Consider the following 12,078-nt stretch of genomic DNA (forward strand, 5'->3'; position numbering starts at 1 on the left):
GCCTACGGTAATTTAGGCTGGAAAAGTTTGGCTATTGTTATTGGTGCTCAAGATAGTTGACGACAAGAATGACGTGTTTCTCCGGGGAAGGTCAAGAGGAAAGAAATGAAGTATTGAAATAAATTTAATATTACCGAACGGTCCCCCTCTTTCGGGTGAGTCATCAAAGCACAGCTATAAATATTCCAGCTTGGAAAGGTTACCCCTTGGCGGCGGCGCTGGCGTTGGCCGCGCGAGTTATAGCCTGATGGCGTCGGCGTTCGTTATCGGTGAGGTATCGTTTGCGAAGGCGGATATGTTTGGGGGTGACTTCGACGAGTTCATCATCCTCGATGAATTCCAAGGCAAATTCTAAGGTCATTTCGCGTGGAGGCGTCAGATGGATGGCTTCATCTGACCCGGCCGCCCGGATATTGGTAAGTTTCTTTTCTCGGATGGCATTGACCACCAGATCCTGCCCTTTATTGTTCACACCAAGGATCATACCCTCATAAAGCGGATCACCTGGATGGATGAAAATTTCTCCGCGATCCTGTAAGCCCCATAATGCATAGGCCACGGAACTCCCGGGCCCTTGGGAAATTTGGACACCGGTTGGACGCCGAGGCACTTCGCCTTTGAAGGGCTGATATTCGAGGAAGATTTGTGACATGACTCCGGTGCCTCGTGTCATCATCAGGAGTTCATTGCGAAATCCGAGCAAGGCACGTGAGGCAATATGAAATTCCATGCGAATGGTTCCAACAGAGGTCATTTGCATGTCTTTCATGTCGGCGCGGCGATTCCCTAGGGATTCAATCACCGCACCCTGATAACCAGAATCGACTTCAATGACCACTTCTTCGATGGGTTCAAGTAAATCACCATCGACTTCTTTGAAAATGACCTTGGGGGGGGAGACTTCCAATTCATAGCCTTCACGACGCATGGTTTCAATTAAAATCGCCAAATGGAGTTCGCCACGACCAGACACTTTAAACCGTTCCCCGCCATCCGCTTCTTCCACTTTAATTCCTACGTTCATCATGGCTTCATGTGCTAAACGCTCCCGAATGTGTCGCGAGGTCAGAAATCGTCCTCCATCCCTTCCAGACAACGGGCTGGTGTTATGCGAAAAATTCATGGAAATAGTCGGCTCGTCAACATTGACCGTTGGTAAGGCCACAGGGTTGACAGGAGAAGCAATGGTTTCTCCCACCCGAACCTCCGGGACTCCTGCGATGGAGATAATATCACCGGCAAGGGCTTCTTGACGTTCTACGCGAGCGAGGCCCTGGTATGCGAGAATTTTGGTCACCTTACTGCGAATGTGATTCCCTTCCCGCGTGATTAAAACCACGGGATCTCCTGTTTTGACCGACCCATGCACAATGCGTCCCACGGCGATGCGGCCAATATAGGAATCATAATCCAAAATCGTGACCAGCATTTGAAAGGGCTGATCCAGATCTGCCACAGGTGGCAACACGCGATGGATAATCGTGTCGAGGAGGGGTTTCATGTCGCGGTTATCGTCCGATAAATCAAGGGTTGTGCGTCCTTCTTTACCCGAGGCAAAAACGATAGGAAAGTCGAGCTGTTCGTCAGTGGCATTCAGTTCGCAAAACAGGTCGAAGGTTTGATTGACTACGGCGTCGGGTTGGGCATTGGGTCGATCAATTTTGTTGATCACGACGATTGGTTTGAGATGAAGTTCGAGGGACTTTTTGAGCACGAACTTCGTTTGGGGCATGGGGCCTTCAAAAGCGTCCACTAACAGAACGACTCCGTCCACTAATCGGAGAATGCGTTCGACTTCGCTGCCGAAGTCTGCATGTCCCGGAGTATCAACAAGGTTTATAAGAATATCCTTGTATCGCATGGAGGCGTTCTTGGAAAAAATCGTGATCCCCCGCTCTTTTTCAAGAGGGTTGGAATCCATGATGACGGTTTCGCCATCCTTAAAGATATGTGCCCCAGTTTGTTTGAGTAACGCATCGACGATGGTGGTTTTGCCATGATCGACATGGGCGATGATGGCAACATTGCGAACGTCTTTTCTTCGTTTTTGATTCGGCATATCGAGGCCTTTTTCCTATTTCATCACAGGATAATTAGCACGGACCCGTCCATGCCAAACTGGGCTAAGAATCTCGAAGTCTGCCGAAGATACTTCAGCGAAGACACCGACAAAAACTGTCGGTGGAAGGCGGGTTCCGTACGAGAGGGTTCACTCAATCCAAGATGCTAACTCAAGGACGCGAAGAATGCAACTGATTTCACTACTGGTTAACCAAGGTTATTGGCAGAAGTCGGCATTTTTCTTGACTGTGTGCCGCTGGTTTTTTTAGTATGTTCTTGAGGATCCTATTCCAAATGAAACTTCTCCGCCATCAATTCTTTAGCCTAAGTCTACTGGCTTGTTTGTTGGTAGTTGGGATTCTGCTCCCAAGTCAAATTACTGCTCACTCTCTTCACCATGCTCATCACCAAGCGGCAACCCATGCCAGTGTCATTTGTTCTTGGATGTGTGCGGCTGGCCAAGTAGTTGAAAGCACGAATCTTTTTCTCGAATCTCCAGCCTTCTCCATGCAGGATCTGGAGATTTTGCCCATCTCTTCAATACGCTCCACACCCCTGCTCCTTTTCTTTAAGCGTGGCCCTCCCATCCTCTCTATCTAACCCCTATTTCCAGTTTTTAGACAGCGCCTTAACTTAAAGATCGCGTTCGATTGATTGAGCGCGAATCTTTATTGCATACCTTGGAAAAGCATGTGCGATCAATGGTTGGGCCGTGTCAAGTTTTCTATAATTTTGTCTATCCAGGTTAGAAAAGAGGTTGAGTAATGTTTGATGGCTTCAATAGTTTTCCGGTTGGTCAAAAACGTATTCTCGGTTGGATGATTATTGGCATACTAATGTTTCCCGGCATGCTAGGTCAGGCCCATGCTGCGTTGCTGGAAGGGGTAATGTCAGAGTGGGAAGAACTTATCGCTGGAAAAGTTGCTGAAAAAGGCGAAAAACTTGTCACCGGGAATTTTTATACAGCTGAAAAGCCGAATGCCCATGGTCCGATCGGCATGATGGGCGAGCATACCCATGACAAAGGCGAATTCATGTTTTCCTATCGATATATGCACATGTTCATGGAAGGGACAAGGAATGGCACCAATAGCATTTCAAATGCACAGGCGCGAGCGTTAGTACCAACTCCAGGCCCACCAGCGGTTGTTCCAACGTCCATGCTTATGGAAATGCATATGTTTGGATTTATGTATGGATTGAATGATACCGTGACCCTTACTGCAATGGTTCCTTACCTTCGGAATACTATGAACCATGAAGCCGGGGCTACGTTTGCGACAAAGTTTACCACACGTTCCGAAGGTATTGGGGATATTCGGTTTGGAAGTCTTTGGCGTCTCTGGGCAGTTGAAGCCCCAAGTATTGGGGCCCATCGATTTCACGCAAACTTTGCGGTAAGTGTTCCGACTGGAGATACAGAGCCGCGAGACAAGACACCGGTCAGTAATCCATTTGCAACGTTTAGACTCCCGTTTCCAATGCACCTTGGCTCGGGAACCTACGATTTGTATCCAGGGTTCACCTATGGTGGTGAAAAGGGAAGATCCTCATGGGGGTTTCAAAGCATTGGGACCATTCGACTTGGGAAAAATGCCCAAGGGTTTGCCAGGGGCGATGCGATTCAAGTCACTGCTTTTGGAGCATATGAAATTATAAAAAAATGGTTAAGTGGGTCGGTGCGTTTTGATTTTAACCATTGGGACGATCATAGAGGGACCGACCCTGGCATTACTGGACAGGCTGGACCGCCCGTTCAGACTGCTATTCCCACCAGGTTAGGAGGGGAACGACTTGATGTATTAGGCGGGATCAATCTTCTCTTGCCAGAATTTATGGGATTTGAGACTCGGCTGGCTGTAGAAGGTGGTGTGCCTATTTATCAATGGTTACAAGGACAGCTTGAGACGGACTCAATCGTGACATTTGGGTGGCAAGGGGTTTACTAGGCACCACCTATTTCATGGAGGTATTGGAATGAAAACAAGCTGGGACATATTGAGAAAAGCCCTCGTTTGTGCGGGGGTGGCATCCATTGTTTTTTTGTGGTCAAGTATGGGGTTGTCCTATGATGTGATAGATGTACACCATGGGGCGATGATTGGGGGAACCGTGGAATTTCACGGAACGCCACCATCCCCACTCGTTTTTGAGGTCAACAAAGAGCCGGATGTCTGTGGGGAAATCCGAAGTCTCACGAAGGTGGACGTTCACCAGGGTCGTTTACGTGGCGCGGTGATTATATTGGAGGGCGTAGAACAGGGTAAGGCGTTCGAATCCCAAACGCTAACCGCGATGGCTCCGGGCGAGGGAGAATTTCGGTATGCCTCAGGTACCCGCCTGGATTTAAACGTACGCTTGAAAAATTGTAACTTTGGTCCCTTCACTGGCGTGGTCATGGCTGATCAAGTCGTCCAGTTTTCTAATCATGATCCTATAAAGCACACCTTGCACACCTATGTGCTGAAAGGAAAAAAAGCCAATATTCTCCGAACTTTGAACACCCAAAATCTTGCTCCGCAATCAGACCTAGAGCAGACGTTTACACCAAAAAAACTAAAACATGGTCGCGTGGTTGCCTTAACTTGTGACCGCCACGATTTTATGGAAAATTGGATGTATGTGGTGGAGTCGCCCTATTTTGCGATTTCTGATGAGGCAGGGAATTTCTCTATCGATCAGGTCCCGCAAGGCCAATATGACTTGGTGGCTTGGCACCCTGTGTTAGGAAGCCAACGGCAAATAGTCAATGTTGATGAGAATGGGACTCTAAGGGTGAATTTTGAATTTAAGAAATAAGGGTTAATTTAGAGATGAGACTGAGTATCGTGGGTTTCTCTTGACCCATCCCCAGCACTAGTCTCCGCCTGCGAAGGCGTCTTCGTCGAATTCTGGAATGAGCGATTCTTCAACTCCGAGCCCGCCTTGAAACGATTCTCGAATATCCAAAATTTGATTCAAGATTACAGACCCCTCCAGGGTCTTGCCAAACCGTTTTAGAAACTGGTTGCAGAGATGGAGCCCTTTTTTAAAATGACGAGAAATGGTTTCTTCGGTCACTTGTTGCCATGTGATATAAATCAAAAATTCTTGAAACCCTAGAGCATCGGGCAATTGCTCACCAATTTCTTGGAGACGTTCATAGGCCTGCTTAGCCTCAGATCCAGCGTCAGAGGAAAAGGTTTCTTCCGTCTCAGTGATTTCCTCCTCAAAGTGACCTAACTCTCCATCAGCTTGGGCTCGTTGTAAGGCCTGTTGCGCTGCAATGGCAGGATCAAAATTCATGGTTCTCCATTAGGAACAATTTGAGTCATTATCAAAACTGACAGTCTCCTACTGTATCATCTTGCTCAATGTCTTGGATATAGCCTATACACTACAAGACGTCTGAAGAGAGGAAATTTCATGCCTGCGCTTATTCATTGTCAACAAATATCCAAATCCTTTGGGGTGAAGCAATTATTCTCCAACCTCACAATCGGTATTGAGGAGAAAGATCGTTTGGGAATTGTAGGCCCGAATGGCGCTGGAAAGTCTACTTTGCTTAAGATCATGGCGGGGTTGGAGACGGTGGATGAGGGAAACCTCACACGCCGCCAGCATCTTCGAGTCGCCTATGTGCCGCAAGAGGCAGAATTCACCGCGAATGCCACAGTGACAGAGGTGATTGAACAGGCAGGTGTGGCCTCGGGGTTGCCGTTCGAGGAATGCGTGATTCGTACTCAGGAGGTGTTGGGACGAACAGGGTTTGCCCATGGGGGGCTCCTTGTCGGGCCACTCTCCGGAGGATGGAAAAAACGACTGGCTATTGCCTGCGGGTGGGTGCAGTCGCCGGATGTGATGCTCCTGGATGAGCCTACGAATCATCTAGATTTTGACGGCCTGTCATGGCTCGAATCCTTGATGGCACAAACCTCATGGCCTTGGGTGATGGTAAGCCATGATCGATGGTTGTTGGATCAAGCGGCGAATAAGGTGGCTGAAATTAATAGCCGCTATCCCGAGGGGCTCTTCCAAATTCAAGGAACGTATAGGGAATTTTTGGCTCAGCGAGAAGCCTATCAAGAGTCCCAAATGCAACAGGCCCAAGCCCTGGCCGGAAAAGTGCGACGTGAGGAAGAGTGGCTTCGTCGCGGACCCAAGGCCCGAACCACCAAAGCGAAGTATCGGGTGGACACGGCTCATGCTCTGCAAGCAGAACTCGCGGAGACTAAGGCCAGGTTACGACAAGAACATACGGACATCGACTTTGTAGGTTCTGGAAGAAAAACCAAACAGTTGGTGGTGGCTGAACATCTTGATAAGGCCTATAAATCGAATATCCTCTTCCAAGATTTTGAGTTGATCTTGTCTCCCGGAATGGCGGTCGGGCTTCTCGGGCATAATGGTTCCGGGAAATCCACGTTGCTCAAGTTGTTGGCCAAAGCCATTGAACCGGATCGCGGACGAGTGACCCATGCGGATGTATTGCAACTGGTCTATTTCGATCAGCATCGTGAACAGCTCGATCCCAAAGAGACTCTGCGAAAGACGTTGTCGGATACCGGTCATACGGTCATGTATCGCGATCGTACCGTCCATCTTGCCGCATGGGCTAAGCGTTTCCGTTTCCAACCTGAACAGCTGGATTTGCCCATTGAACTGCTTTCCGGTGGGGAAAAGGCCCGAGCCTTGATTGCTCGACTGATGTTGCAGCCTGCAGATGTATTGATTGTCGACGAACCGACCAATGATTTGGATATTCCTACCCGTGAAGTGCTGGAAGAAAGTTTGCAGGAATTTCCAGGTGCCTTGGTGTTGGTCACGCATGATCGGTATATGTTGAACCGTGTGTGTACTCAATTTGTGGGGCTTGATGGGCAGGGAGGACATGGCCTGTTCGCCGAATACCAGCAATGGGAACGATGGCTTCGTCGCCAAATGCAAAGTTCTGAGCATTCTCAAGAGCAATCCCGCTCCACCAATGCCCGTTCAAAACGCTCTCAGAAAAAAACATTTACCTATAAAGAACGACAAGAATATGATTCGTTGGAAGACACGATCCTTCAAGCGGAATCCTCGGTTGAGAAGTACCAGGCTCAACTTGAAGATCCGGCGGTCGTGGCGGATCATATTCGCTTGCAAGAGGCCTTTGACGCGCTGCAGCAGGCCAAGCACCGCGTGGAGCAGCTGTATGCCCGTTGGAGTGAGTTGGAAGCCAAGTTGCAAGGTGGACAAGTGTAAATCCTTCCGTGAATTTTTCTCCTGGTCACTCCTACGTGCGCCCCTAGAAAAAATTAATTTTCAGATTTTGATCCGTTATGGTATCATGAGCCTCATGAAAAATAGGAAGCTTGCCATAGTTTTTTTCTGGTGTCTGTTTACTCTGGGTTGTGCAACGGGGCCGACTCCAATCCCTGAAGCGCTTGCTCCCGAAATTGACAGAAGCCTGTCTTTTACTGAACTTCTCGAAAATACTGATTCCCATGTCGGAAAAGTTGTGGTGTTGGGTGGACAAGTTCTTCAAGCCAAGCGGCTTGCCGATGCCACACGTATCGAAGTCTTACAATTGCCCTTGAAAGATTCGGAAAGGCCAGCCTCACAACGAACTACTTCTCAAGGACGATTTCTCGCCTATGAGCAACAATTCCTCGACCCCGCAACTTTGGCCGATCAACCCCGCGTGACTATTGTAGGAGAGGTCACGGGGCTGGCCACGGCAAACCTTGATGAAACGGAATACCGTTATCCTACAATTGCCATCAAACACATGCATGTATGGGAAACCCCAAGGGAAGAATCACAGTCCGGCTTCGGTATTGGGGTAGGTCTTGGAGGGGGCGGTGGTGGCTTTGGCGGCGGTATTGGTATTGGAACCGGATTCTAATATTAGTGACATGCCTTCTTTTTACTAGGCTTCGGCAGTTTTTCCTCTCTCAGATTTTTTCCATTCATCCTAATTCTTACAGCTCAATGTTCTGAATATTTTGGTGTGACGTCGCGCGAATGGAGGATGACCCCTTCGTTCGTAAAAGGCAGGGGGATGTCCTGTAGATGAAGAATGCCTTCTATTTGGTATGTAAGGTCCTTACCAGACGTGAGATGAAGAAGTTGACTCAATACCTCAAGTGTCGAGGTTGTGGTGTCGACCGTCAAAATGGCATCTCCCAGTCGTGGAATGGTGACGGCCTGACTCGCTAATCCTCTGGCAAGTTTTTTATTGTTGAGACGGAGAGTGAAGTCCAATCCCGTGACATCTAAATCAAAGTTATTAGGGTTTCGGACGCGTAAATCAATCTGGACTCGTTGCTCAAAAATCGTGCCTCCCAGTGGTTTGATGTTGGCGACTAATACCTCTGGAGCTTCGGCCTGCATGAGAAGTGTGGCGCAACCTGAGGTGAAAAGGAGAAAGGTGGCGAGGAGCATATTCGGACTTAGCTTTTTCATGCCCACGATCATACTGTTGAAATGCCTAGACGACAAGAAGAATTGAGGGGTGTCGAATTTAGGGAACAGTTGTTGTGGGAAACCGGGCAGATTATTTTTCGAATGATTGCGGATATTGAATGAAGGTTTGCCACACGTCTTCGATGCATTTAAGAATTAACAGCCAATCCTGGCAATTCTCGGGTTTCTTAAAGAAAAAACACGTTCGATCAAAGGAATAAGCTTCCACGGTATCTTTATCGTCTTCGGATTGTGTAAGGACGACCAGGGGAATGCTGGCCAGAGCCTGATCACTTTTAATGGCATTCAGCAATTCTCGCCCAGGCATTCCCGGCACATTCAAATTTAGAAAGATGACATCCGGTTTTGGAGCGTCGAGATAGGGATATTCTTGATGGAGAAAGGCTAGAGCATGATCCCCATCTTCAGCTTGTTCAATATTCACTGAAATGATTTGTCCGACTGTGATGGCTTCGTTGAGGCACTCAACTTCGTAACGGTCTTCCTCGACCATGAGAATGTTGATGTCACGTTTCATGGCGATATCACCAATTGCATCTATTTGCCGTCGTCAAGGTTAGGCACTTCTTGCTCGATAGTATTTTCGGTAGGCGTGTTTTTTACATGAAATATGGTTTCATCAAAAAGAAATAAACCCAAATGAGAGGAAAAAGCACCAACTGGTGCCTAGGTTGATAAGACCGTACCTCTGGAAATTTTTGAAATAAAAGCCAAGATCAAAAAGAAAGGATACTCCCAGTGCAGACGGAAATTTTTCAATCGTTGAAATATTGTCGAACTCTTCCTTCGATTCCGGTGTTGGCGATACAAATCCTTTCTCTATGCCAAGATCCCAAGGCTGACTCCAAAAAAATGGCTGCATTAATTAGCCACGATCCGGCGTTTTCGGCCAAATTGCTCAGTTTAGCCAATTCAGGATTTTATGCACGGATACAACATCAGGTGACGAGTCTGACGCAAGGCGTGACTCTTTTGGGGCGAGAAGCGGTGGCCGTTCTCGCCTTTAGCTTTTCTTTATATCGAAATTTGCGTGGGGGTGAATTTGGCGCCTTTGATCACCAGCGGTTTTGGCGACGGTCGATTCTGGCCAGTATTGCGGGTCGGGCTCTAGCGAAACATACCTCCTTTGAAAATTATGAAGAGGTGTTTTTAGGGGCACTACTCCAAGACATTGGGATGTTAGCCTTAAGCGTGGTTTCACCGGATCTTTACCCTAAGGTTATCGCTGAGGCGGCTCATTGCCATCCTCGTTTGCAAGCCCTGGAAATTGAGCAATTTGGCGCAGACCATGCCGAAGTGGGAGCCTGGTTGGCGAAAGAGTGGCAATTGCCAGAGGTTTATCAAAAGGCCATAAGTGGAAGCCATCAATACCCTGGAGGAGAATTATCATGCCTCCAAGCTGAATGTGTAAAATATGTGGCGTTGTCTGGTGTCTTTGCCGATATCTGGTGTTGGTCGGATACTGAAAAGGCGGTGTGTGAAGCCATGGCAGCAATCACTGCCCTTTTAGATGAAGATGCCAATCTGTTGAATCCCATCTTGACGGAAATTGTCGAGAACATTCCGTTGATCTCGGCACTTTTTGAAATTGATCTTGGTGCTCCGGTCGAAGTGCAGCAGACATTTGAGCAGGCCCAAAAAATCCTTCTCAGTGAAAGCGTGGTTGAGTGCTGATTATGGGGTCTTAGTAATACGCCTCTCCATTGTGTTTTTCATTGATCCACTGATCACATTTCTAACCACATAATATTAAATCAAAAACTAAAAGGGAGGCCTGATCCAGATCGGGCCTCCCTTTTAGTTTCAATGTCGAACAATAGTGTCCGCGATTATGTAGGGTGGTAGGCGGTAGCTGTGGAAATATGCTATGGTGGCCTACAAAAATTTTTTGACATGAAAAGGAGATCTCATGGTCACTGTTAAGCCCTTTCGACCCCTGAGGCCAAAACCTGAATTTGCTTCACGGGTTGCCGCACCACCCTATGATGTTGTGTCTCTGGAAGAGGCGCGTAAGGTCGCCGAAGGGAACCCACATTGTTTTCTTCGCGTTGGACGAGCCGAGCTAGAGCTTGCTGATGACGTCGATCCTTATTCGGATGAGGTATATCGGCATGGCGCGGCGAATCTTCAAGGATTCATTGAAAGTGGTGTGATGTTGCAGGAACGACAGTCAATATTTGGGGTGTACCGCCAACGTTGGGGCAACCATGAACAAACTGGATTAGTCGCTCTGGCGTCGGTGGAGGATTACGATCGTGGCATTATCAAGAAGCATGAACTTACGCGTCCGGTGAAAGAAAATGATCGGGTACGAATTATTGAGACGCACGACTCCCAATCTGGGCCCGTCTTGTTGTTTTTTCGGCGTACGCCAACATTTCAGTCGTGGCTTAACGATGTCACAGGGACGACACCAGACTCACAATTCACCGCCGAGGATGGGGTGGAACATACGGTTTGGAGTCTACGAGACCAAGGGGCCATTCAAAAAATCGTGAAAGATTTTCAAGACGTTGAGTCGTTATACATTGCGGATGGTCATCATCGATCGGCTGCGGCGAGTCGAGTGCGAGCTGTACGGGCGAAAAGTGGTTCGAGCTCATCAACTCATTCTGAAGAAGGGTTTTTGTCCGTGATCTTTCCCCATGATGAATTGCAAATTCTTCCATATAATCGTGTCGTGCGAGATTTAAACGGCCATTCCACTCAACAATTTATGGCGGCGTTGGGTACGCACTATGATTTGAAAGCAACATCAAGTCCGGGGAAGCCTCCTGAAGCAGGGTTCGATGTGTATGTCGATGGACAATGGCATCGGGCTACACCAAAACTGACACTTGAGCAACGTGCGCAGATGACGAAAAATCCCGTCAGCGCTTTAGCCGTGTCTGTGCTCACGGAACGGGTGCTGAATCCAATCCTAGGCATACAAGATCAACGCTCCGATTCTCGGATCGACTTTGTGGGCGGTGTGCGTCCGCCCAAAGAATTAGCGGCAAAGGTCGATGGGGGAGAATGGGCTGTCGCGTTTTGGTTGTATCCTACCACGGTCGAGGAGTTGATCGCGGTGTCCGATGCCGACCGTATTATGCCGCCGAAGAGTACATGGTTTGAGCCAAAACTCCGCGATGGTCTGTTTGTGCATATGTTAGGAGAAAAGTAGTCTTTGCCCTCGAAAGGTAGGATTTATTTCTCATCACGGTGCACGGTCGAAGGGGAAAATGCCGGGATGCAAACGGTGACATATTCTGCTCCTTCGGTCTTGCAGGCACTATATTTCACCCATTCTCCAGGATGACAAATGGCAGCCTGGCCTGCTCGTACAAGCATCACACCATCCTTGTGTTCCACTTGTAACATGCCCTTAAGAATGACTTTGGTCTCAGTAAATTCAGGGCATTGCCCTACTTCCGACCAGCCTGGCGGACAGACAATCCTGGCAATGCTGACCTGATCTGTCTTGGTGGCCACCCGTCCTGAATACTCCTCGATCAGTTTGGGGTTTTGACCTGCAGGTGGAATGATGGACGGTTGCTCGACAAGATGTGGCATACACCGTTACTTTCTCTC

The 12,078-nt window shown here is 48.3% G+C and carries 12 protein-coding genes; 7 read left to right on the plus strand and 5 right to left on the minus strand.

What is annotated here, in order from left to right:
* Positions 1–199: 199 nt before the first annotated feature.
* Positions 200–2,059, minus strand: a complete 1,860-nt coding sequence (typA, locus tag PPG34_RS01285; RefSeq protein WP_313831319.1) for a translational GTPase TypA — start codon at positions 2,057–2,059, stop codon at positions 200–202.
* A 296-nt stretch (positions 2,060–2,355) separates the two neighbouring features.
* Between typA and PPG34_RS01290 the strand changes: the two genes are divergently transcribed.
* From PPG34_RS01290 to PPG34_RS01300, 3 genes are all read left to right on the plus strand, one after another.
* Positions 2,356–2,661, plus strand: coding sequence for a hypothetical protein (locus PPG34_RS01290; RefSeq protein WP_313831320.1), 306 nt, complete (start codon positions 2,356–2,358; stop codon positions 2,659–2,661).
* A 164-nt stretch (positions 2,662–2,825) separates the two neighbouring features.
* The gene (locus tag PPG34_RS01295; RefSeq protein WP_313831321.1) at positions 2,826–4,010 is read left to right on the plus strand and encodes a transporter family protein; all 1,185 of its coding nucleotides are present in this window, start codon (positions 2,826–2,828) and stop codon (positions 4,008–4,010) included.
* Between the two features lie 28 nt (positions 4,011–4,038).
* On the plus strand, positions 4,039–4,860 hold the full coding sequence (locus PPG34_RS01300) for a carboxypeptidase-like regulatory domain-containing protein (RefSeq protein ID WP_313831322.1): 822 nt from the start codon (positions 4,039–4,041) through the stop codon (positions 4,858–4,860).
* A 57-nt stretch (positions 4,861–4,917) separates the two neighbouring features.
* On the opposite strand, the gene PPG34_RS01305 is transcribed toward PPG34_RS01300, so the two are convergent.
* Entirely contained in the window at positions 4,918–5,346 is a 429-nt protein-coding gene (locus PPG34_RS01305) for a hypothetical protein (protein WP_313831323.1), read from the minus strand.
* 120 nt (positions 5,347–5,466) lie between these two features.
* On the opposite strand from PPG34_RS01305, the gene PPG34_RS01310 reads away from it, so the two are divergent.
* Both PPG34_RS01310 and PPG34_RS01315 read left to right on the plus strand, forming a co-directional pair.
* Positions 5,467–7,284 carry an ABC-F family ATP-binding cassette domain-containing protein gene (locus PPG34_RS01310; RefSeq protein ID WP_313831324.1) on the plus strand — a complete coding sequence of 606 codons (1,818 nt, stop codon included), beginning with the start codon at positions 5,467–5,469 and terminating at the stop codon, positions 7,282–7,284.
* Between the two features lie 94 nt (positions 7,285–7,378).
* Positions 7,379–7,927, plus strand: coding sequence for a Slp family lipoprotein (locus PPG34_RS01315; RefSeq protein ID WP_313831325.1), 549 nt, complete (start codon positions 7,379–7,381; stop codon positions 7,925–7,927).
* An 83-nt stretch (positions 7,928–8,010) separates the two neighbouring features.
* Here the strand turns inward: PPG34_RS01315 and PPG34_RS01320 are convergent, their stop codons facing one another.
* Both PPG34_RS01320 and PPG34_RS01325 read right to left on the minus strand, forming a co-directional pair.
* Positions 8,011–8,487: an LEA/WHy family protein gene (locus PPG34_RS01320; RefSeq protein WP_313831326.1), complete on the minus strand. Its 477-nt coding sequence runs from the start codon at positions 8,485–8,487 to the stop codon at positions 8,011–8,013.
* Between the two features lie 91 nt (positions 8,488–8,578).
* Entirely contained in the window at positions 8,579–9,025 is a 447-nt protein-coding gene (locus PPG34_RS01325; protein ID WP_313831327.1) for a response regulator, read from the minus strand.
* A 221-nt stretch (positions 9,026–9,246) separates the two neighbouring features.
* Between PPG34_RS01325 and PPG34_RS01330 the strand changes: the two genes are divergently transcribed.
* Together PPG34_RS01330 and PPG34_RS01335 are read left to right on the plus strand one after the other, a co-directional pair.
* Positions 9,247–10,182 carry an HDOD domain-containing protein gene (locus PPG34_RS01330; RefSeq protein WP_313831328.1) on the plus strand — a complete coding sequence of 312 codons (936 nt, stop codon included), beginning with the start codon at positions 9,247–9,249 and terminating at the stop codon, positions 10,180–10,182.
* Positions 10,183–10,417: 235 nt separating this feature from the next.
* Positions 10,418–11,671, plus strand: a complete 1,254-nt coding sequence (locus PPG34_RS01335) for a DUF1015 domain-containing protein (protein ID WP_313831329.1) — start codon at positions 10,418–10,420, stop codon at positions 11,669–11,671.
* 23 nt (positions 11,672–11,694) lie between these two features.
* On the opposite strand, the gene PPG34_RS01340 is transcribed toward PPG34_RS01335, so the two are convergent.
* Positions 11,695–12,060: a cupin domain-containing protein gene (locus PPG34_RS01340; protein ID WP_313831330.1), complete on the minus strand. Its 366-nt coding sequence runs from the start codon at positions 12,058–12,060 to the stop codon at positions 11,695–11,697.
* Between the last annotated feature and the right edge of the window lie 18 nt (positions 12,061–12,078).

It is taken from the genome of Candidatus Nitronereus thalassa (assembly GCF_032191465.1).
Lineage (GTDB): Bacteria > Nitrospirota > Nitrospiria > Nitrospirales > UBA8639 > Nitronereus > Nitronereus thalassa.

What these genes read in the sequence shown, in the direction of transcription:
- typA (WP_313831319.1), bottom strand. Translation starts at nt 2,059, where the DNA reads ATGCCGAATCAAAAACGAAGAAAAGACGTTCGCAATGTTGCCATCATC.
- PPG34_RS01290 (WP_313831320.1), top strand. Translation starts at nt 2,356, where the DNA reads ATGAAACTTCTCCGCCATCAATTCTTTAGCCTAAGTCTACTGGCTTGT.
- PPG34_RS01295 (WP_313831321.1), top strand. Translation starts at nt 2,826, where the DNA reads ATGTTTGATGGCTTCAATAGTTTTCCGGTTGGTCAAAAACGTATTCTC.
- PPG34_RS01300 (WP_313831322.1), top strand. Translation starts at nt 4,039, where the DNA reads ATGAAAACAAGCTGGGACATATTGAGAAAAGCCCTCGTTTGTGCGGGG.
- PPG34_RS01305 (WP_313831323.1), bottom strand. Translation starts at nt 5,346, where the DNA reads ATGAATTTTGATCCTGCCATTGCAGCGCAACAGGCCTTACAACGAGCC.
- PPG34_RS01310 (WP_313831324.1), top strand. Translation starts at nt 5,467, where the DNA reads ATGCCTGCGCTTATTCATTGTCAACAAATATCCAAATCCTTTGGGGTG.
- PPG34_RS01315 (WP_313831325.1), top strand. Translation starts at nt 7,379, where the DNA reads ATGAAAAATAGGAAGCTTGCCATAGTTTTTTTCTGGTGTCTGTTTACT.
- PPG34_RS01320 (WP_313831326.1), bottom strand. Translation starts at nt 8,487, where the DNA reads ATGAAAAAGCTAAGTCCGAATATGCTCCTCGCCACCTTTCTCCTTTTC.
- PPG34_RS01325 (WP_313831327.1), bottom strand. Translation starts at nt 9,025, where the DNA reads ATGAAACGTGACATCAACATTCTCATGGTCGAGGAAGACCGTTACGAA.
- PPG34_RS01335 (WP_313831329.1), top strand. Translation starts at nt 10,418, where the DNA reads ATGGTCACTGTTAAGCCCTTTCGACCCCTGAGGCCAAAACCTGAATTT.
- PPG34_RS01340 (WP_313831330.1), bottom strand. Translation starts at nt 12,060, where the DNA reads ATGCCACATCTTGTCGAGCAACCGTCCATCATTCCACCTGCAGGTCAA.